A 21997-nucleotide genomic window follows, 5' to 3' on the forward strand; every position below is an offset into this window, starting at 1 on the left:
TCCTTACATTTTATGTATCCAAAATTCGGGGTTGAGTCGTGTGGTGTTTTTGTATAAAAAGAACTTCATTTCGGTTTTGCCATTGCTATCGGTGAAGATTTTGCCTAACGCTTCTTTGGCTTTTACCTTATCTCCTTTCTTCACATATACATCGGTAAGATTGTAATAAATAGTAATATAATTCCCGTGACGCACTTGCACCACTTTGTTGCTACCGGGGATAGACTGTATCGCCGATACCTCACCTTCAAACACACAGCGGGCTTCAGCACCTTTTTCGGTGGCGATGGTTACCCCATTGTTATAGTGTTGCAATTCAGGGTATACGGGGTCGTAGTACACGCCGAAACCTTGTGATTTATACCCTTTGACTACAGGCCATATCAAGTTGCCTTTGTTGGCTTCAAAACTATCGGCGACACGGCGCGACTCGGGGGTGAGGACAAAAGATACCTCGGCATCAGAAGCTGATGGAGGGGTAGAGGTGGTCATTCCGCCTTGTGAGGTTTGTGTTTTAGGAGCATTACCCTTGGCGCGGTTCAGGGCTGCCAAACGCTCTTTTTCACGTTTGTTAGCCTCAATAATCGCCAAACGGATGAGGCGTTGTATTTCGCGGTCAATCGCGTTGGCTTGTTTTTGTTTTTCGCGTATTTGAGCTTCGTAACTGCGTTCTACCGTACGGATATTAGCCGCGAGTGTTTCTAATTCCTTTTTCTCAGTCTGCAAGGTAGCTTGTTCTTGGCGTTGTTCTTCAAGCACTTGGTTTTTGGTATTCCGTTGAGCTATGAGGGTATCGTTGAGGCTCTTAATCTTATTGGTTTTTGTTTGGATGAGGGTAACTTGTTCTTTGCGGTAGTTCACGTACTGTTTCATATAAGCCAAACGTTTGTAGGCTTGAGAGAAACTTTCGGATGAGAGCAAGAAGAGCAATCGATTTTGAGCAGATTTACTTTTGTACGACTGTTTGATAATTTTGGCGTATTCGCTTTTGTGGTATTCTAATTCTTTTTTGAGGGTGCGCATTTGCTCCTCGTTATCGGCGATTTCTTTAGAAAGCAGATTTGCCTGCTGCTGATTGATTTGTATCAGGCGGGTGCGCGCTAATATCTTCTCGTTAGCGACTTCTATTTGTTGTACGGTGGTTTTGTGTTGCTGACTTTGTTGCTGGCGCAATGCCGACATCTCCTTGATTTGTTCAAGCAGTGCCTTTTTGCGTTGTTCTAATTCTTTTTGCTTAGTTTGTGCTGTGAGCAGTAGCGGCAAGCAAAGCAAAAAGAGTGTTGTTTTTAGTATATTCATAATGTGATGTAATTCACAAGACTGTTACAGACTTTGACAAAGTATCAATTTTTAATAGTTATTTCTTTCATTCCTGATGGAATTTTAAAGGGGAATGAGAGTTTTTTATCTAAATCCAATCCTTTGAATTCTAAAGAAATTTGGGTATTACTATCGCCTTCGCTGGCAACTATTTTGATAGTGTGAGGCAAGAGGAGTTTGTCTACTTGTTGATAAGTGTAAGTAGCAGTGGCTTTTTGTTTGCCACCTAAATGATTCACTTCGGTAACACCTACGCGGTAGTTATCGGGCAAAAAACGGTAAATCGCTTCTATGGGTGACTCGCCAGTGACTTCGATGTTATACATATTGTTGTCCTCATTGAGGAGCTTGATAGTGCCTTCGCCTTTAAAGCTGAGACTGTAAAGCGCATTGCCTAACAGAAGATTTTGCAATTCGGTAAAGCCTACCTCTACCCCTAATAACTTACTGATATAGCTAAAGTCACCGCTGAAGTACGAGCTGTCTAAACGGTTGTAATATTCGGCTTTTTCGGGGGTGATGAGTGCTTTGGCAACGCCTAAAGGAGCAGAAATCCATATTGTTTTATCTTTTTCCATACGGAAAGAAAGAGGCAGGCTTTGCTCGTTTTTACCGTCGTTATAGGTTACCTGCAAACTCCCGCTCAAGGTATTGAAAGCGGGGAATGATTTTAGGTGGTGGTTGATAATTTCTTTGGATTGTTTATCAACGCTAACTTTTCCTGCAGGAGTTACCAAATTTTGTTTGGTTTTACAACTCACCAATAAGATAGTTGTAAGGATTAAGATGATTTTTTTCATAATATTTTGTCGATTTTTTCGATTTGCCAAAATGAGGGTTCTATATAGAAAACGGTATCTATAAAGAAAAGTGAGCCGTTACGAGTGAGGACGTTTTCGTCGTGAAGGTCTTCTAATATGATACCTAATTCGGGATTGCGATAGTCGTTATTTCGGATATTTATAAAACCATTCAGTTTCATAAAAGTTTTCACTTCTTCTAATGAAGTAGGGGTGTCAGCTTTTATATATTCTTGCCTTACTACTGCATAAAGGGTGTCGTTATCTTTGTAAAAACCTTTTAATTCATAAGCAGTATCGGGGAAAAAATAGTTATTCAGCAACAAATTGTTGAAATAATCTATCCACGAGGTGTAGTAAATGGCATCGTTGAGTTTTAGTACTTCTTTTTCACTATTTAAAAATACTTTTTGTTCTGCACCTTGTGAAAGAAACAAATTCATATCAATATTATTAAACCAAAGTTGCTGCTTCTCTATCCATTGACAGAGATTCTCTGTTTCTTTATTTTTGACCGACTTTTTTTCTTCAGCCATTCCACTTGAGCTTTTGCTTCTTCTAAGGTAACGGGTGGCTGCTTGGATAGTATCTCCATAGCTAACTTTGCCCGTTCCGCAAATGATAGTTTGTAACTCATATTTCAATTTGCTAATTTCCAATGCTGCTAATTTGCTAATTTCCTCCAGTGCTTCCAAAGCCTCCGGTTCCTCTTTTGGTATCGGAAAGTTCGGTAACTGTTTGGAAAGAGGCTTTTGCGTATGCAGCAAATACCATTTGGGCGATGCGGTCGCCGTGGGTAATGGTAAAGGGTTCGTTAGAGAGGTTTACGATGGGCACTTTCACTTCGCCGCGGTAGTCGCAATCAATGGTGCCAGGGCTGTTGATCACAGTGATGCCGTGCTTGATAGCCATCCCGCTACGAGGGCGCACTTGAGCTTCATAGCCTTCGGGGATTTCCAAAAATAAGCCAGTAGGCACAAGGGTACGCTCTAAGGGTTGCAGGGTGATATTGCTATCGGGGAGATTAGCGCGGAGGTCTACCCCTGCAGCTCCTTCGGTTTGATAGGAAGGAAGCTCGTTATCAGATAAGTTTTTAATTTTTACAATCATTGTTTTTTAGTTGTTATATCGTTTACGAACTCGGCAAATTGCGAAAGAGGTGATTTTTTACCGTTTTCGAAGAGTATAAAAGGTTCTTCACCTATAAAGCCGAGGGTCATTCCTTTTTCTTGAAAACTTTCGACATCGTCGAACTGAGGAGGAAATACTTCTTCTCCTTTTGCATTTACAAAACCCCAAAGGTCGTCTTTACATACGGCAGCCATTTCGTTGCAAAATTCGCTGACTTCATCGTATTGCAGAGGTACGATTTCTTCGCCTTTGGCATTGATAAAGCCCCATTTCTCAGCAATCATCACGGCAGCAAACTCACCATTATCGTCAAATTCGGCAGCTTCGTCGTATTTTAGTTCGCAAATAAGTTCACCTCGTTTATTTACAAAGCCCCATTTGTCGTTTTTCAGTACAGGGGTAAAACCGTTGTTAAACCCGATAATTTCGTCGTATTCAAAAGGGATAATCACCTCGTCGTTTGGGTTGATAATACCCCAATAATTGTTGTGAATTACTTTGGCGACACCATCGAAAAAGCCCTCAGTTCCTTCGTATTTATAAGGGATTACGAGTTCGTTTTTCTTATTGATGAACCCCCAAAGGTTGTTTTTCTTCACAGGGGCGAGGCCTTCGCTAAAGGAATCGGCTTCGTCGTAAGTAAAAGGGATGACTTCTTTGCCTTTGGTGTTGATAAAGCCAGCTTTACCATTGATTTTTACGGCAGCCATACGGGCTGAAAATCGGTCGGCATCGTCGTAAATCACGGGGATTGTGAGTTCACCTTTGGTATTTACGAAGCCAAATTTTCCGTTTTTCTTCACTTTGATAAGCCCTTCAGAAAAAGTAAAAACTTGGTCGTAGTACACAGGAACAATTTCTTTGCCAGCAGTGTTGAGCACGCCCCAAAGATTGCCTATTTTCACGGCAGCTGTTCCGTTGATAAAAGGGAAGGTACCATCGTATTTAAACGGGCATATTTCTTTGCCATTTTGGTTTACGAACCCCCATTTGCCATTGCGTTTAGCAGCAGCGAGGTTGTCACTGGTTAGGATTTGAGATTCTTCATAGTTTTTTCGCCACAATTCTTGCGGTATTTCCATTCGTTTTCGTTTTTCTTTATTATTGGGGGCAAAGGTACGAATAATTTGTCAATTAGCAAATTAGCAAATTAGTAAATTGGTGGTGGAAAATGTTACATATTGCGACCTTGTTCATCGGGGTAGAGGGTGTGTACGGGGTCGCTTTGCCAATAGTCGCGGGTATCGATATCCATAATAGTGATGCGCCCTTTGAAGGCAGCACCCGTATCAACATTGGTTACTCCGTTGAAAGAAAGTGGTTTATCGGAGCCTAATCGGGTGGTGGGGGTATGCCCGATGTATATTTCGGTATAGAGTTTTAGTCGGTTAGGGAAATGTGGGTCGGTAGGGGAGAGGTTACAACTTTGGGCGACTTCCCAAAGGGTTCTATCCCAATAGAACATTTGTTCAAAATGTTCGTGGGCGATGCCGCGCAGGTTGGTAAATCCGGCGTGGAGGAAGAGGCGATTTTTGCTGTCTAAGTAGTGATTTTCAAGCTCGGTTAAGAAGTTGAGGTGAGTGTTGCGGCGTTCGTGAGAGACATTGCGGTAGGCTTTTTCGGTAGCTTTGCCGCCGTGTAAGCGCCAAAGGGTATCCATAGGTTTCCCTAAGAGGAAATCGTAGCATAAGGCATCGTGGTTGCCGCGCAAAAAGAGGCAGCGGTGTTTTTGGCGATAGCCGATGAGAAAATCCAATAGTTCAGGGGTTTCGCTCCAGCCATCGGCGTAATCGCCTAGGAAGATAAGGAAGTCGTCGTACTGAATATCAGCGCGTTGTAAAACTTGGATAAGAGCGCGGGGTGCGCCGTGAATATCGCCAATAACAAGAGTTCTCATTGTAATAAAAGGGTATTGATGAGGCAAAAGTAGCAAAAATATTTGGATTTTAGGGATAAAATGTTTTTATTTGCGGATTGAAAGCCCCCGACTCACTTACTCGGCAATTGCCGACAATCCCGAAGGGGGGCAATCTGCAAAAATGAGTATTTATTAAACTTATAAGCGATGGAATTAGGTAACAAACACAAATGGAGTACCGTTACGACGGTAGGTTTTGCGCTTTTTGCGATGTTCTTTGGAGCGGGCAACTTGATATTACCCCCTTTTATAGGATTAGAGGTAGGCAATGAGTGGCTGTGGGCACTTTTAGGCTTTTTTATCACGGCTATTATCGCACCATTTTTAGGCGTGCTGATGGTAGCTAAAGCGGGTACGAACTTCACTCATTTGGGCAATCGCATTCACCCAGAACTCATCAAATGGCTTACGCTTTTTGTGATATTGTGTATAGGTCCGCTGATTGCCATTCCGCGTACGGGTTCTACTACTTTTGAGGTAGGGATAGCCCCTTTGTTACCCGATTTGCCTAAAATTGCATTTTTAGCTGTATTTTTTGGGGTGGTTTTAGTGCTTTCTATCTCTAAATCGAAGATTGTGGATATTATCGGGAAGTTTCTGACGCCTTTTTTGCTGATAGTGTTGGTGTTGCTCATCGCTTTGGGCATTCTCTTCCCTTTGCACCACACGCTTCCATCGGATTTTGTTGCTAAAGATAGTTTTGTTTTTGGCTTTACTGAAGGTTACCAAACGATGGATGTACTTGCCTCGGTGATTTTTGCGGGGATTATCATTTCGGCAGTGGGTGAAAAAGGCTATCATTTACCCGAAAAGCGTTCGCATATCACATTGCTCTCGGGCAGTATCTCCACAATATGTTTGCTGTTTATCTATGGCGGACTCATCTATTTGGGGGCGACTTCGGGCTATCTTACTGATAATGAAGTTTCACGCACCGATTTGCTTTTGCATATTTCACACGCAGTGTTAGGAAAATGGGGAACAACAGCGGTTGCACTGGCGATAGGCTTTGCTTGCCTTACAACGGCTATTGCGCTCACTTCATCGGTAGGGAGTTTTTTTGAAGAGTTCACTAAAGGACGATTGCCTTATAAAGTAGGGGTAATACTCTGCACACTTGTTTCTATAGTGCTTTCTATCAACAAAGTAGATAGCATTATACAATATGCAGCTTATATATTACTGTTTTTATATCCTATTGTATTCACAATCATTTTGGATGTCTTGCTCTTTGGCAATACTGTAAAATCGCGTACGCCCTACCTCGTGAGCATTGCTGTTACTGCTGTGTTATCGTTTATCGACAGTTGTAAAACTTGGGGCGTATCATCATTAGAGCAGGTGTATGCACTCAAGGCGTATCTTCCGTTAGATAGCTATTCGTTAGGGTGGTTGTTGCCCTCACTATTGGCATTTTTAGGAGCAGCGGTGCTACAAGGAAGAGGTAAGAGGTAAGATGAAAGTGTTTTATTTATACATAGTATTGCTATTTAGTTTGGGCTGTAAGGCTCAAGAGTTTGATTTACGCAATATGAAACGCTTTGATGAAAAGGTTTTTAAGGATTGGGAAGTGGATACTTCTAAATTAGTTTTCCCTGGCACTACTTATTTGAAGAAAGGCAATGATAGAGTTGAGATAAGTATAGGCGAGAAGTCCAAACAAATAAAACTAACAAACATCATAGATCCCTATATGTATGTTTATAGGTATTATCCTAAGACTAATATACTAATGCAAGAAACCAAATTTTTCTATAGTGTACTTATAGGGAAAACTTATACTTATAATGAAAAAGGGAAACTTATCAAAGAAGAAAATTGGGATGCCCCTTATAAAGTATCTGTTGAGGAGCTTATAGCAATTTGCAAACAGAAATTGAATTTAGATTTGATGGATATCTCTTTAGATTTAACAATTCATAGATATGATAAAGAAAATCCCATTTATATTATTAGAATTCCTGATCCTGATACAATGACAGGTATAGAAGCCAAATATATTACCATAAGTGCTGACAATGGTGAAATTCTTTTAGAAAAAGAAATACATTCAAAAGAGGAATTTAAAAAATCTATAGAAGAGATATACAATCCTTCTTTAAATAAAAAATGAAAACATTCTATCTATACATAATATTGCTATTTAGTTTGGGCTGTAAGGCTCAAGAGTTTGATTTGCGCGATATGAAACGCTTTGATGAAAAGGTTTTTAAGGATTGGGAAGTGGATACACAATATGTTCAAATGTATGATTGGGATAGATTTCTAAAAAAAGGAGATGAAAGGGTTAGGATTATCAAAACGGATAGTTTTATTCAAGTAGAAGTTAGTAACATTGCAAATCCTTATAAAAATAAATATAAGTATGATATCCGCACCAAACGTCTGATTCTACAATCTTATTTCTTCTATAATTGCCAAATAGGTATTTGGAAAAATTGGAGCAAAACGGGCAAGTTAATTAAAGAGGTAGATTATGATGAATCCTATAAATTAAGTGTAAAAGATATTATAACATTAGTAAATCAAAAATTTAATATTGATTTGTTGGATATGAAATTGCTTTTAAATGTAGATAGGTACAATAGAAGCGTTCCTATTTATATTATTAGTATTACAAAGCCTAATACAAGAGGACAAGAAATTAGGTATATAACCATAAGTGCTGATAATGGTGAAATTCTTTTTGATAAAATGTTATCTTCAGAAAAGGATTTTAATGATATATATCGATTAGAAGATAAGGAAAAATAAGCTTCTAAACCTCCCCTTCCACGATAAATTTTATCTAATAGTTTTGGTAATCTAAAAAATATATGCAAGATGAAAACATTCTATCTATATACATTATTGCTACTTAGTTTGGGTTGTAAGGCTCAAGAGTTTGATTTGCGCGGTATGAAACGCTTTGATGAAAAGGTTTTTAAGGATTGGGAAGTGGATACTTCTTTTTCTTCTATTTCCAACACTAAATTTTTAAAAAAGGGGAATGACAAGGTAAAAATCACTAAGGGAGATAAAATTATTGAAGTGGAGTTAAGCAATGCGACAAATCCATATACTTATCTGTGTACTTATGATGTAAAACAAAAAAGACAAGTATCAAGAGGTGAGAAATTTCATAGAATGGAAGTAGGTATTTGGGAGTATTTTGATAGCAATGGGAAATTGCAAAAGAAAATAGATGCTGATGAGGGATTTTCTTTTTCATTGAATGATTTGATAAAAAAGATGAAAAAAGAATATGGAATTGACTTGTTAGCTGCTATTCATATCAATATGAGTAGGGGATTTTTTAACAATCACAGATGTTATCAAATAGCTATACCCACGACTTCTGAATATGAATACGATGTTTATAAAATAGACGGAGAGACAGGAGAGGTGCTATTATCTCCTAAAATATAGGGAACAATTCCTCTACAAAGTAAAATCTACACTAAGGAAGAGAGAATAAGAAATCACAAAGTTATATTGAACTGATATTAAAGTAAAGAAAGGATACAAAAAAAGCAATACTAAAAAGTATTGCTTTTTTCTTGCTCCCCCTACTGGACTTGAACCAGTGACCCTCTGATTAACAGTCAGATGCTCTAACCAACTGAGCTAAGGAGGAATATTCTACTTGTTTTTTTTCTTAATTGCGGTGCAAAGGTACGACTATTTTTGAAACCTGCAAATTTTTAGGAAGATTTTTTTAAAATATTTTTTGCGTTTGCAGTTAATATGTTTATTATCAATGGTTATTGATAAGTGTGGTTCGTGCCATTAGATAATGAGAAAGGGGGCTGTATATACTTTGACAAAGTCTATACAGCCCCCTTTTATTTTGGTATTACTTGTTATTTACAAAATAGTAATAGAACCACGGAATGGTTTCAATACCTTTGAGGAAGTTGAAAATACCATAGTGTTCGTTAGGCGAGTGGATGGCATCGCTATCTAAACCAAAACCTAAGAGAATAGATTTGCTACCTAATTCTTCTTCAAAAAGGGCTACAATAGGGATACTACCGCCTGAACGCACTGGGATAGGCTCTTTGCCAAAACTTTCTTTGCAGGCTTTTACCGCTGCTTGGTAAGCAGGCGTATCGGTAGGGGTTACATAACCTTGTCCGCCGTGGTGAGGGGTTACTTTCACACGTACTCCTGCAGGAGCGATGCTCTCAAAGTGTTTGGTGAAGAGTTCGGTAATTTCGCGATTGTCTTGGTTAGGCACCAAGCGCATTGATATTTTGGCATAAGCCTTACTTGGAATCACGGTTTTAGCTCCTTGTCCTGTATAACCTCCCCAGATACCATTTACATCAAGGGTAGGACGTATAGAGGCGCGCTCGGTGGTGGTATAGCCTTTTTCGCCATATACCTCATCGATATCTAAGGCTTTTTTGTAGGCTTCGAGTGAGAAAGGTGCTTTTGCCATTTCATCGCGTTCGGCTTGAGAGAGCTCTTCTACTTTATCGTAGAAATGCGGAATGGTAATGCGGTTGTTCTCGTCGTGCAAAGAAGCAATCATTTTAGTAAGCACGTTGATAGGGTTCGCTACGGCACCACCATATAAGCCAGAGTGCAAATCGCGGTTAGCACTAGTAACTTCCACTTCCACATAGCTAAGTCCGCGTAAGCCCGTAGTGATAGAAGGGGTGTCGTTAGCCAGCATACTGGTATCGGAAATGAGAATAATATCGTTTTTGAGTTTTTCGTGGTTGTTTTTTACAAACCAACTAAGGCTTCCTGAGCCTATTTCTTCCTCGCCTTCAATCATAAACTTCACATTGCAAGGGAGCACGTTGTTTTTCACCATATATTCAAGGGCTTTCACGTGCATAAACATTTGTCCCTTGTCGTCACAAGCCCCACGAGCGAAGATAGCGCCATCGGGGTGGATATCGGTTTTTTTAATCATAGGCTCAAAGGGGTCGGATTCCCAAAGCTCGATAGGGTCGGCGGGTTGTACATCGTAGTGCCCATATACCAATACGGTAGGTAGGGCAGGGTCGATAGTTTTTTTGCCATAGACGATAGGGTAGCCAGGGGTTTCACATATTTCTACCTTGTCGCAACCAGCCTTTTCTAAGGCGTTTTTTACGGCATCGGCGGTGTTGAGCACATCCTGAGAATAGGCAGCATCGGCACTAATAGAAGGCATTTTGAGCAGTTCTATCAGTTCCGCAATAAAGCGGTCTTTGTTTTCGTTGATATAATTTTTTACTGAATCCATTGTGTATCGATTAACAATTTACAATTAATAATTTATAAAATAAGAGTTTTTAAAAGAGCAACAAAGGTACATTATTTTTCTAAAATACCAAAACTTCATCTATAAAAAGCCACGCATCACCGCCTTTAGGAGGGGTTTTGACATTTTTGAGGGTAATCTTGATATAGCGTGCTTCTTGAGAATTGAACTTCAGTGCGAAATCTTTTAAAGAGGGTTTTCCTCTCACAACACAAGGCTCGTTGTGGGTCGCTACTTCACGGTAGTTTTTGCCATCGGTTGAAAGGGAGATTGCAAATTTTATAGGAAAATAAATGCCTGAGGATTGGGAATCCATTGCGCCTATACGCACTTCACTTACCTCGGTGGCTTGCTCTAAATCGAGAGTGAGGGTTACATCGTCGCCTAACCAACCGAGCCATTGCCCATCTAGGAAGTTTTTGGTGCCACGAACCACATTGGTGAGGGTTGCCTCGCCTTGTCCTTGATATTTTTTGTGATAGACTGGGCTATAACTCATTTTCTTAGCTATCGCTTTGTGGAATGTTACCTCACCAGTGGTAATGGTATTGGTCGCTTTTCCACTGAAAACAGTAGCTTTGAAGGTAGTACTTTCATTGAAAGGAATAGGCTGGGTGTATTTTTCGGCTTTTTCTATGGGGGTATCGCCTAAAGCATAGCGAATATCGGCGTTAGGGACTTCACACTCTAATTTTAAGAAAACCTTACCGTTTTGGTTTTCCACGGCAGGCAACACCTGATACATAGAACGTGCGTATTTTATTTTCATCACATCTAAACGATCCATAAAAGTTTCGGTACGCTTCACGAAGTTGTCCCAATTTTTCAAGTTATCGGGTGTCCAACAGATTTCGGAAAAAGCTAATAAGCGAGGGAAGAGCATATATTCCGAATGTTCGGGAGTAGCTATGTATTCAGCCCATAGATTAGCTTGGGAGCCTAAAACGTTTTTCTCCTCCCCCTTGCTCCCTCCCAAGGAGAGGGAGGTGAGGTTTTCTTTTTCAAGATTGTAGTGGTAGAGTTTTTTTAATGTTAGATAGCCTCCATTAGCTAAAGGCTCATATTCAGGGAGACCTTGATATTTGTTGATATAACAATCACTGGTGAGCACTACAGGGTTGCCTTGTTCGAGGGCTTTTTTACCTATGTCGATACCGCGCCAGTTCATCACCACTGCATCGTTAGCTAAACCACCGTCCATTATCTCGTCCCAACCGACTAAAGTACGTCCTTTAGAAACTAAAAAGTCGTCTATACGTTTGATGAAATAGCTTTGCAATTGGTGCACATCTTTTAACTGATGTTCTTTCATACGAGCCTGACATTTAGGGCATTTTTCCCACTCGGTGTGAGTAGCCTCATCACCACCTACGTGAATGTATTTGCTAGGGAAGAGAGCCATTACTTCGGTAAGCACATCTTCCAAGAAAGTGAAAGTCTCTTCTTGTCCTGCGCAATAGATGTCGGTGATAGGCCATACGGCGCCAGAGGGTACACCTATAGGGCGTTTATGACAAGAGAGTTCGGGATAAGCGGCTATAGCACTCATCACGTGGGCGGGCATTTCTATTTCGGGGATTACCGTAATACCACGAGCAGCGGCGTAGGCTACAATCTCTTTGATATCCTCTTGGGTATAGAAACCGCCATATTTTTTAGGAGCAGAAGCAGAATTAGCAAAAGCATCGGCAGGGTTAGAGGTGCGCTCATCCCATAGTTTATCCTCTTGATCTACGCGCCAAGCACCTACTTCGGTAAGTTTAGGGTATTTTTTAATTTCGATACGCCAACCCTCATTGTCTACCAAATGGAAATGAAAAGTGTTGAGTTTGAGCATCGCCATACGGTCGAGGGTTTTCAGTATATATTCTTTAGAGAAGAAATGACGAGAGACGTCGAGCATCAATCCGCGCCAAGGGTATTGGGGAGCATCAGTGATAACAATGGCAGGTACCACCCAATCGGTTTGTACGGGGGTAGGGCTTTCAAACTCTTTGGGTAGTAGCTGACGCAGGGTTTCGAGGGCATAGAGTGCCCCGTTATAGTCAGCTGCAGTGATAGAAATTCTCTCAGGTTCTACTACAAGGGTATAACCTTCTTTTGGCAGAGATTTATCGACAACGAGTGCGATGTAGTTAGTTGTTACACCACTTGCTTGCATAGAGAGTTCAAAGCCAGAAGCTTTTTTGAATTGTTCGGCAAAGAGTTCAGCAGCCTCAACAAAAGCGATGTCGCTCACGATTGCCGTCTGTTTGTTAAACCAAAAGTTATCTTTGTTGAGTAGCGCAAGTTTTTTTGGTTGTGGAATGATATAGATATCATTTTCAGTGAATTTTACCTCTTTGTGAGGAGGTTGGCAAGCAATGGTTAAGAGGGCGGTAAGAAATAAAAGTTTCTTCATCGGTATTAGTTGTTAGGGGGTTAAACTTCTTTTTTAAAAGTTGCTCGGCGAGCAAATATAGTGGGGTCAAAATTTTTCCAAAGTTGTTGGATAGCGATGTTTTCTTCGAGTTCGGGGGTGATAATACAGTGAGTCACCTTGTTTTTAGAGAATACATCGTAGTAATAATCAAACAAGAGTGCGGGAATACCTTTACTTTGGTATTCAGGAGCTACTCCAATGAGGTAGAACTCTACAGTATCGTGGTGTTTTTTGGCTTGCAATAAGTGCCACCAACCCCAAGGGAACAATTTACCTTTGGCTTTCTGTAAGGCTTTGGAAAAAGAAGGCATTACGATAGCAAAACATATCAGTTTGCCGTCTTTATCTTCAATAAAGCGGATATACTCAGGATTGATAAACGGGATGTATTTCTGTTTGAAATAATCGCGCTGACGGTTGCTCACGGGTACGTAAGAAGCTAACTTAGAGTAGGTTTCATTGTAGAGGTCAAACATCGCGTCGACGTGTTTGAGCACTTCTTTGGTAGTGGGGGTATCAATAAGTTTTACGCCATAACGTTTTTTAATGGCTTCGGCTGTTTTTTTGAAGAATTCGGGCTTCGCATTTTTTAATTGGAAAGACATATCAATAAAGCCTTTTTCTTTAGTAAAACCTAATTGCTCTAAGTGCTGTTTGTAGTACGGATAGTGGTACCACGTCATCATATTGGAGATATGATCGTAGCCCTCGGTGAGCAAGCCCACCTTGTCCATACTAGAAAATCCCATAGGACCTTCGATATATTCCAATTGGTATTCGCGAGCTTTTTCGCTTACTTTGTTTAGGAGTGCTTTGGTAACCTCGATATCGTCAATCATATCGAGCCAGCCAAAACGCACTTTTTTTGTACCTTGTTTGAGGTCGTGTTGGTTTACGATAGCAGCCACACGTCCTACCATTTTTCCTTTTTCGTTGTAAGCGCCGTAGAAGAAGGCTTCGGCATTTTCAAACACAGGGTTTTTGGTTTTATCAAAAGACGCCACTTCGTCGTTGATAAGAGGTGGTACCCAATAAGGGTGGTTAGGGTATAGTGATAGAGGGAACTTTACAAATTCGGTAAGTTCTTTTTTAGAGGAAAGTTCTTTAATCGATAGCATTACGTCTGTTTCTTTTAGCTTTTTTCTTATGGTCTATTTTAGTAGGTTCTACTTTTTCTTTGAGTACTTTTTTGATATAGCTGTTGTGATTGTCGATGCGGTATGAAGCACCTATCAAGCCCATATAACGCTGAGGAGTATCTTTCCAGCCAAAACCTACATCGGCATTGAGTTGCAATTTATCAGAGGCTAAAAAGGCTACTCCAAGGCGGGTGATCTGGTCGCGGTATTGTTCGTTATACACTCCTTGTTGTTCGGCAAAGATACTGAACCAACCGTTGTCTAAATTGTGAGTAACGGTGAGGATATAACTGTATTCAGTACTTTCTTTTTTTAAGAATCTATCGGCGATGAGATTGGCTACGATTACCACACGAGGAATAGGTTCAGCTTGGAAAATAGCAGCTACTTTGGGTGATAGTTGGGGTACTTCCTCATAATAATAACGCTTGTTAGGCAGGAAATTCATACCCGCATAGAGGGCGATAGAGGGGGTGAGGTTGCGCCAACGGAAAGAATTGTTAGCTTTCCAGCTGTATATATTAGGTTTTTCGTCTAAAAAAGCGGGTTTGAACAACTGGTATTTTGCTCCAATAGTGTTGTTTACAAAGCCAAAATGAGAGGAAGAACTGTTATGCTCGAGAGTATAGTCGTAGGCAAGGGTACCATTGAGCATTACCTCTAATTGTTCTTTAAAGAAGCCATAGCGCACGGCGTAATTCACTCCTGTAAAGTTCATAGAAGTGCCAGTTTTTTTATGGTTGCTGCGTTCGTACCACAAGCCCCCTTCGAACTGCAATACGCGAGCCCCTACAGCATAGGCACTTTGAGAATTACCAGGGAGATTAGAGTTGATAATCTCGGTATATTGAGCGGAAGCTGCCATTGGCAGTAGCGCAATTAAGAGTAAGGAGAGTTTTTTCATTGTAAATAGAATATTTTAGGCGACAAAGATAATAAATAATTACGAATTACGAGTTACGAATTACGAAATAATTACGAGTTACGAAGTGAGGTATTAGCCCAAAGACGTTTGTTCTACTTAGAGAGGAGAATTTGTAAAAACATTTTTTTTATAAAACAAAATGTTTTTCTATGGAATTTAAGGATAAATATATAAAAAAGTTGCTTAACAATATTGTTAAACAACTTTTTTACTCATTATTTGTAACTTGTTATTATTTTTTCTTTTTATTCTCGAAATTTACGGCGCAAGAGTCGATTTCGGATACACGGAGGGTGTTTACCATTCCTTTGCCTTGCATTGGCATTGATACGAGACTTATCATTATATCACCCATATCCACATAGCCTTTTTCGTTGGCAATATGGTTGATGTCCTCAATCAATTCATCGGTAGAAACAAAGCGATCGTAGTAGAAAGTAGTTACGCCCCACAAGAGGTTCAACTGGGTGAGGATGCGCTTGTTAGATGTGAAAATGAGAATGTGTGAATTAGGGCGGTATGACGAAATACGGAAGGCTGCATACCCACTGTTTGTAAGGGAGGTAATTACCTTGGCATTGGTGTCGTTAGCCATTTTCGCTGCGTGGAAACAGATCGTGTTGGTTACATAACGCAACGAACGTATAAACGGTGTAATGAGAGGAACTTGGATAAGGTTAGAATCCTCTACACTTTTGATGATGCGAGTCATCTGCTGGATTACTTGTACAGGATATTTACCTACTGAAGTTTCACCAGAGAGCATCACCGCATCGGCACCATCCATTACTGAGTTTCCTACGTCGTTCACCTCGGCGCGGGTAGGGGTAAGGCTTGAAATCATACTTTCCATCATTTGGGTAGCGATGATTACAGGGATGTGGTGAGATTTAGCTTTGCGCACCAATTCTTTTTGGATAAGAGGCACTTCTTCAGCTGGGATTTCTACCCCAAGGTCACCACGGGCAACCATAATACCATTACAAGCAGCCATAATCTTATCGATATTTACCAAAGCTTCAGGTTTTTCAATCTTGGCAATGATAGGAATTTCGTAACCTGCATTTTCTTTGATAAGTTCTTTTAGGTCTTGGATATCTTCGGGGTGGCGCACGAAAGAAAGAGCGATCCAATCAACTTCTTGAGAGATAGCGAAAAGTGCATCGCGCACGTCTTTTTCGGTAAGAGCAGGGAGAGATACTTTAGTATTAGGTAAGTTCACCCCTTTTTTAGATTTGAAAGGACCACCTTGTATAACTATGGCTACTACCTCGTCTTCACGATTGGTAGATACCACTTCAAAGATGAGTTTCCCGTCGTCTAACAAAATGCGCTCGCCAGGGTTTACATCTTGAGGGAACGCTTTGTAGTTCATATAGGCGCGTTCTTTAGTACCTACAAAAGGTTCACCTGTAACGAAAGTAACGCGGTCGCCAGGGTATACCACAGCATCGTCTTCCATTACCCCTACGCGCAATTTAGGACCTTGGAGGTCGGCGAGGATAGCGGTATGAAAACCGTGTTCTTCGTTGATTTGGCGAATCATCTTGATGCGGTTGCGCACATCGTCGTAATCGGCGTGTGAGAAGTTGATACGGAAGACGTTCACGCCCGCAGCCATCATATCTTTTATTACCTCAGGACTTTCGGTAGCAGGGCCTAAGGTAGCTACAATCTTTGTTTTTTTTGTATTTAACATTCTTGAAAAATCTGTTTATATTTATTATTCAGTGTATCGGTATCGATAGTATAAGCGGTAGTAGCAGGTATTTCAGATATTTTAGAGAGCAATGTTGCTAAATCCATACGCCTTTCGGTGTCAATTTTTAGAAAGTAGTCTACTTTTTTGTATTTGTCTATTAAGTAGATAAGAGAGGTTGTACTCTCAAAAAGCGAAAGGGATTGCATTTCTTTCTCTATTAGCAGTTTGTTGCCTATGCAGTGCCAAGCTGTTCCTAACAAGGGGTTTTCCCAATAGTAATACGAAAAATATTTACCCGAAACAGTGTCTAACAAACTTGCTTTTTGGTTTTCTTTAGCCAATTGCAATTGCAGCGTTTTGTTCAGAAAATAAGCCAAGCGATAGTCGTCTAAAGCTGAATGTACTGCGATGAGCTTGTAATCACAAGGTAAAACATCTAGTAATTTAAGTACTGCTGCCATAGTTCTTCACTTTCAGGCGGCAAAGATACAAACTAATTAGCGAATTAGCAAATTAGCGAATTAGAAAATTGTTTTGGCACGGTTTTTGGAAAGAGGTAGTAAAATAATTTAGAAATCGCTATTATATTATATATTCTAAGGCGCGTTGCTGTGATAGTGACGCGCTTTTTTATTTTAGAATCGGATGCCAAAACCTATGCCTAAAGTGCGGTATTCTACTGTATCGGGGATTTCATCGGCAAGAATGGGTTTGCCCACCTCAAAACTTGTATATGAGGCATCTATCAATACGCTTACAGTGAATGCATCTTCTACAGCAATAGGGATACTCAACCCTATTTTAGCTTCGCCAAAAGAGGCCTTTACTTGTTTGCTTAGTGGGATAAAACCAGATAGTTGTCCGTAAATATCGGCATAAGAAGCCTTAGGGAGCATTCCTCTAACAACAATTCCTGCTTTTAAAGCTGTGGTTACGGGGGCTCTGAAATGGTGAATCCCCACAATAGCTCCTACAGCCAAAGAACGGGTGAATAGGTAATTAGTTGAAAAATCGGTGGAATAGATTACTTTTTCTCTAAACTTGTATTCTTTTCCATAAGAAGCATCTCTACCTAAATGATCTATAAAATGAACCCCATACGAATAAGTAGCTTTTTCTTTTCTGGGGATGTTTAGATGAGCACTTGCTTGGAAAAACCATCTTTCGTCAAAGAAATCTTGAGCGAGAAGCATTGAGGGCAATAAGAAAACTGCAATGTAAAGGATATTTTTCATTTGTTACAATCTAAAAATATTCTCAGCAATAGGCAATTTGCCTTTTACATCGTAAATGATTCCTTTTTCGTTTAGGTAATCGGCTATATTCATCTGTAAAAACTCGTTGTGTGCTACGCAAAGCACTACCACATCATTGTTTTTAGGAAGGTTTTCTCTATTGGTTTCTACTTTGATGCCGTACTCTTCTTCAGCGCGGTGAGCGTCAGCCCAAGGATCGTATATCACTATGTGATCAGTGAAATTTTCGAGTGTGCGATAGATATCTATAACCTTGGTATTGCGAGTGTCGGGGCAGTTTTCTTTAAAGGTAAAGCCCAAAAGCAAGATTTTGCTATCTTTCACTGGAGCACCTTGCAAACACAAGCGGTTGATAATCTGGTAAGCGATATATCCCCCCATAGAATCGTTAGTTTTACGGGCTTCCATCATTAGGCGGGGTGAAACGCCGTGGAGTTTGGCTTTTTGTATGAGGTAGTAAGGGTCTACCCCTATACAATGTCCGCCTACCAATCCAGGGCGGAAAGGCAAAAAGTTCCACTTGCTGCTAGCGGCATCTATCACGGCATTGGTATCGATGTCGAGAATATTGAAAATTTTAGCAATTTCGTTCATAAAAGCGATATTCACGTCGCGCTGAGCGTTTTCTATCACTTTGGCGGCTTCGGCTACTTTGATAGAGGAAGCGAGATAAGTCCCCCCAGTGAGTACTGAATTGTAAAGCGCATCGACCTTAGCTGCTACCTCAGGGGTAGAACCTGAAGTTATTTTGCAAATATTCTCCACCGTGTGCTGTTTGTCGCCAGGGTTGATGCGTTCGGGGGAGTAACCTACGAAGAAATCGCGGTTGAACACGAGGTTTGATACCTTTTCTAAGACGGGCACACACACCTCTTCGGTTACTCCTGGGTAAACCGTTGATTCGTAAATCACAATATCACCTTTTTTGAGCAATGCCCCTACTGTTGCACTTGCTTTGCGGAGTGCGGTAAGGTCGGGTTGCTGATAGAGGTCGATAGGGGTAGGGACAGCCACGATATACACATTGCAATCGGCGGCATCCTGAGGGTTTGTAGTACAAATGAGGTGAGTAGCCAAACGCTCTTTAAGCGTTTCACTACTGATTTCGCCGGTAGTATCTACCCCAGCATTGAGGCTTTCTACACGCACTTTATAAGGGTCATAACCCACGGTGGGATATTTTTTAGCAAAGAGGCAAGCTAAAGGTAACCCCACATAACCGAGACCTATGATACCTATTTTCATCAATTAACAATTAACAATTAAGAATTAATTTTAAAACCTATTTATATATTATTTCGTCTATTTTTTCAGGATCATAATCTTCAAAAAGGATTTCTCCAAAGTCTTTTTGCGTTAGTTGAGCATTGAAAGGCTTTCTCTCATCCCACCAATAGGTGATATCTCCAAATTGGTGTAGAACAATCTTATTTTTACTATATTTAAAAGTGATATACTTTTCAGCGGTATATTCATCAGGTACTTCAGTATTTAATTCAATGGTGAAAAAATTGTCTTTAAAAGCAATTCTCTTGAAGAAAAAAACTTCCATACTTGGATAGATTTTTTCATTGTGAAAGAATTTGTACTTATCACCTCCTTGATGAATTAACAAAATAACAGGGGCAACCAAAGTTTTATGGTCATCAGACTTTAAATCGTTGTTATTTTTAAAAACAAGAAAGATATCTTTATTACCATCTTGATTGAGGTCGTGTAGATACATTTTTTTCAGCGTAAAGAGTTTAGATTTTTGTATGCGATTGATGACCTCAGTAATATTTTTAAATTGAATCATCTCCCCATTGTCATTTTGAATGATCCCCTCTTCTGTTATGACGATGTCCTCAGGAGTGGTAATATTGGGAGTCTTATTAAAAATCCATTCTTTTATTTTTTTATCATCTAAAAATAAAGACGCTCCCAACTCATTATGGATAAAATTAATATGAGCAATGTTTTTAAGATGCAGTGTATCTAATATACGAAATTTTTCTACATCTTCATTTGAAAGAAACTTTTCTAAACTAAAAACAAAATAATGATAGTGCAATGGTTTGTAAACACTATAACAAAGGCTATCAGATTTAAAATAACTGCTATTTTTTATAAATTCATAATCAGAAAGCTCATCACCGGCATAAAATTCTTTTCCTATAAAAATCTCATCTTTTGATGAATTTACGTTCCCCACACTTTCAGTAACTGTAGTGGTGGCTACACTATTGTCATACTGAACTTGCTGTTGTTGGCAAGTGCTTAACAACAGAAATGAGTATAATATGAGAAAAGTTGTTTTCATTTTTTAAATCTTTCTTGATTCATATATTATCTCGTTTATTTTTTCAGGATCATAATCTTCAAAAAGGATTTCTCCAAAGTCTTTTTGTGTTGCTTGAACATTAGAAGGCTTTCTCTCATCCCACCAATAGGTGATATGTCCAAATCGGTGTAGAACAATCTTATTTTTACTATATTTAAAAGTGATATACTTTTCAGCGGTATATTCATCAGGTACTTCAGTATCTAATTCAATGGTGAAAAAATTGTCTTTAAAAGCAATTCTTTTGAAAAAAATAAACTCCATACTTGGATAGATTTTTTCATTGTGAAAGAATTTGTACTTATCACCTCCTTGATGAATTAACAAAATAACAGGAGTTACTAAAGTTTTAGGGTCATCAGTTTCTGGAGCGTTGTTGTTTTCAAAAGCGAGGATGATATCTTTATCACCATCTTGATTGAGGTCGTGTAGATACATTTTTTTCAGCGTAAAGAGCTTATATTTTTGTATGCGATTGATGACCTCAGTAATATTTTTAAATTGAATCATCTCCCCATTGTCATTTTGAATGATCCCCTCTTCTGTTATGACGATGTCCTCAGGAGTGGTAAAATCGTTTTTTAAAAACTCTTCGTAATCTCCTTTTTTATCACCATTCCTATATTTCTTGTAATAAGGAAGTTTTGTATAAGGAAACTCAAAATAATACATATTTTTATCTTTAACGAGAGTTCCTTCTAAATAATTAGGATAATTATTGTATTCACTATCTTCTGCTGAAATATATTTTTTAGGCATAGCGACAATATATTTTCCTTCGGATCTATATATTTTTACAAAATCACCATAAGTAGTTTTAGACTCTTCATACTCTGCTTTCCAATAGGTTATTCTCTGTCCTAAAGGAAAGATTTTGTTATCCTTATAACAATATAGTTCCCAACCAAAATTATACTCACCCACCAAAGGAAAAAGCAAGATGTACGTTTTGTTCTCCTCATCCAAATAAACAAAAGGACTTGAAGTAAGTAAATCACCAGAAGTTTTTCTGATGATTTTTCTAGAATCCTTACCAATAGTTACTGTAATTATTTCAGGTACACTATTTTTTCCTTCTTCTATTTTATTTGCAACTCTTATATTTTGGCAATTCAATTTATAAAATTCTTCTTTATTAGAGGCATTACAATCTAATTTTAAAAGTTGAACCAGTTCTTTATAGTCTATAGTTGTTTCTTGAATATCACTAGGCATTACATCTCTTTTCCCCGCTAAAATATCATCATTTAATATTTTAGAAATTACAAAATGCCCCTCCTTATCTTTTTCTAATAAATAGTCTACACAAGTTTCTTTTTCATAAGTGTCTCCAAATAGTAAAAAACAACATCTGTATTCATTTTTGTTTTCTAAAGGTGTTATTTTTAATGTACTATTGAGAACATCAGCAAAAAAATCTTGCCCATCTATAAAAGGGTCGTAATCTAATGTCATATCAGCAGATAGTTCATCAATCTTTTCCAACAATTGCTTGGAAACATATTGCTTGAAAAGTACTTCTCGGTTATCTAACGAACCATTATAAACAGATGAATAAAAAGCTTTTAGAGTTGCTATAGCAACTTCTGTATCTGTAGATTCAGCAGCTGCGTTATTAGCGTTCTTCTTATCTCTACAACTAATAAAAGCTATTAAAATAAATATGATAATAATTCTTTTCATAAGTAAAAAAATGTCAGACAAGTCGGACGAGGCAGATGAGTGGGATGGGGGAGGGGAGATAGTCCTGACCCCTGAGTCCTGACCCCTGAAACCTGACCCCTGAAACCTGACCCCTGAAACCTGACCCCTGAAACCTGAC

At 39.3% G+C, this 21997-nt stretch carries 20 protein-coding genes and 1 tRNA gene; 4 read left to right on the plus strand and 17 right to left on the minus strand.

Translation table 11 applies throughout. From position 1 onward, the window contains the following. Positions 1-3: 3 nt before the first annotated feature. From I7X29_RS05425 to I7X29_RS05450, 6 genes are all read right to left on the minus strand, one after another. Positions 4-1299, minus strand: coding sequence for a murein hydrolase activator EnvC family protein (locus I7X29_RS05425; protein WP_198473195.1), 1296 nt, complete (start codon positions 1297-1299; stop codon positions 4-6). A 44-nt stretch (positions 1300-1343) separates the two neighbouring features. Then, positions 1344-2120 carry a DUF4292 domain-containing protein gene (locus I7X29_RS05430; protein ID WP_198473197.1) on the minus strand — a complete coding sequence of 259 codons (777 nt, stop codon included), beginning with the start codon at positions 2118-2120 and terminating at the stop codon, positions 1344-1346. Next, positions 2117-2815, minus strand: coding sequence for a putative polyvalent protein kinase domain-containing protein (locus tag I7X29_RS05435; protein ID WP_198473199.1), 699 nt, complete (start codon positions 2813-2815; stop codon positions 2117-2119). The genes I7X29_RS05430 and I7X29_RS05435 overlap by 4 nt, the downstream gene beginning before the upstream one ends. After that, positions 2793-3230, minus strand: a complete 438-nt coding sequence (gene dut, locus I7X29_RS05440) for a dUTP diphosphatase (RefSeq protein ID WP_198473201.1) — start codon at positions 3228-3230, stop codon at positions 2793-2795. Before dut ends, I7X29_RS05435 begins: the two co-directional genes overlap by 23 nt. Next, positions 3227-4333 carry a WG repeat-containing protein gene (locus I7X29_RS05445; RefSeq protein WP_198473202.1) on the minus strand — a complete coding sequence of 369 codons (1107 nt, stop codon included), beginning with the start codon at positions 4331-4333 and terminating at the stop codon, positions 3227-3229. The genes dut and I7X29_RS05445 overlap by 4 nt, the downstream gene beginning before the upstream one ends. 92 nt (positions 4334-4425) lie before the next feature. Beyond that, positions 4426-5148 (minus strand): metallophosphoesterase, encoded by a 723-nt coding sequence (locus I7X29_RS05450; RefSeq protein ID WP_198473204.1) that lies wholly within the window; start codon positions 5146-5148, stop codon positions 4426-4428. Positions 5149-5316: 168 nt separating this feature from the next. On the opposite strand from I7X29_RS05450, the gene brnQ reads away from it, so the two are divergent. The 4 genes from brnQ to I7X29_RS05470 all read left to right on the plus strand — a co-directional run bounded on the left by brnQ (position 5317) and on the right by I7X29_RS05470 (position 8577). Next, on the plus strand, positions 5317-6624 hold the full coding sequence (brnQ, locus tag I7X29_RS05455) for a branched-chain amino acid transport system II carrier protein (protein ID WP_198473206.1): 1308 nt from the start codon (positions 5317-5319) through the stop codon (positions 6622-6624). Between the two features lie 76 nt (positions 6625-6700). Further along, positions 6701-7282: a hypothetical protein gene (locus I7X29_RS05460; protein ID WP_198473209.1), complete on the plus strand. Its 582-nt coding sequence runs from the start codon at positions 6701-6703 to the stop codon at positions 7280-7282. Beyond that, positions 7279-7923, plus strand: a complete 645-nt coding sequence (locus I7X29_RS05465; protein WP_198473211.1) for a hypothetical protein — start codon at positions 7279-7281, stop codon at positions 7921-7923. Before I7X29_RS05460 ends, I7X29_RS05465 begins: the two co-directional genes overlap by 4 nt. A 69-nt stretch (positions 7924-7992) precedes the next feature. Further along, positions 7993-8577 (plus strand): hypothetical protein, encoded by a 585-nt coding sequence (locus tag I7X29_RS05470; protein ID WP_198473213.1) that lies wholly within the window; start codon positions 7993-7995, stop codon positions 8575-8577. Positions 8578-8711: 134 nt separating this feature from the next. On the opposite strand, the gene I7X29_RS05475 is transcribed toward I7X29_RS05470, so the two are convergent. From I7X29_RS05475 to I7X29_RS15335, 11 genes are all read right to left on the minus strand, one after another. Then, positions 8712-8785, minus strand: a tRNA-Asn gene (locus I7X29_RS05475). Positions 8786-9004: 219 nt separating this feature from the next. Then, complete coding sequence (locus I7X29_RS05480; protein ID WP_198473215.1) at positions 9005-10390, minus strand: dipeptidase; 1386 nt, start codon at positions 10388-10390, stop codon at positions 9005-9007. Between the two features lie 79 nt (positions 10391-10469). After that, positions 10470-12809, minus strand: a complete 2340-nt coding sequence (locus I7X29_RS05485) for a glycoside hydrolase family 20 protein (protein ID WP_198473217.1) — start codon at positions 12807-12809, stop codon at positions 10470-10472. A 20-nt stretch (positions 12810-12829) separates the two neighbouring features. Beyond that, on the minus strand, positions 12830-13948 hold the full coding sequence (locus I7X29_RS05490; RefSeq protein ID WP_126370678.1) for a GTP cyclohydrolase: 1119 nt from the start codon (positions 13946-13948) through the stop codon (positions 12830-12832). Then, on the minus strand, positions 13935-14873 hold the full coding sequence (locus I7X29_RS05495; RefSeq protein ID WP_198473219.1) for a transporter: 939 nt from the start codon (positions 14871-14873) through the stop codon (positions 13935-13937). The genes I7X29_RS05490 and I7X29_RS05495 overlap by 14 nt, the downstream gene beginning before the upstream one ends. Positions 14874-15126: 253 nt before the next feature. Then, positions 15127-16593 carry a pyruvate kinase gene (pyk, locus tag I7X29_RS05500; RefSeq protein ID WP_198473221.1) on the minus strand — a complete coding sequence of 489 codons (1467 nt, stop codon included), beginning with the start codon at positions 16591-16593 and terminating at the stop codon, positions 15127-15129. Next, positions 16587-17057: an IPExxxVDY family protein gene (locus I7X29_RS05505; RefSeq protein WP_095898272.1), complete on the minus strand. Its 471-nt coding sequence runs from the start codon at positions 17055-17057 to the stop codon at positions 16587-16589. The genes pyk and I7X29_RS05505 overlap by 7 nt, the downstream gene beginning before the upstream one ends. A gap of 174 nt (positions 17058-17231) precedes the next feature. Further along, positions 17232-17831, minus strand: a complete 600-nt coding sequence (locus I7X29_RS05510; protein ID WP_095901232.1) for a hypothetical protein — start codon at positions 17829-17831, stop codon at positions 17232-17234. Positions 17832-17834: 3 nt separating this feature from the next. Beyond that, positions 17835-19097, minus strand: a complete 1263-nt coding sequence (locus tag I7X29_RS05515) for a nucleotide sugar dehydrogenase (protein ID WP_198473223.1) — start codon at positions 19095-19097, stop codon at positions 17835-17837. Between the two features lie 37 nt (positions 19098-19134). Continuing rightward, positions 19135-20154, minus strand: coding sequence for a hypothetical protein (locus tag I7X29_RS05520; protein WP_225883667.1), 1020 nt, complete (start codon positions 20152-20154; stop codon positions 19135-19137). Positions 20155-20157: 3 nt separating this feature from the next. Then, positions 20158-21858 (minus strand): YbjP/YqhG family protein, encoded by a 1701-nt coding sequence (locus tag I7X29_RS15335; RefSeq protein WP_225883668.1) that lies wholly within the window; start codon positions 21856-21858, stop codon positions 20158-20160. Between the last annotated feature and the right edge of the window lie 139 nt (positions 21859-21997).

It is taken from the genome of Capnocytophaga periodontitidis (genome assembly GCF_016126015.1).
GTDB classification, from domain to species: Bacteria; Bacteroidota; Bacteroidia; order Flavobacteriales; family Flavobacteriaceae; genus Capnocytophaga; species Capnocytophaga periodontitidis.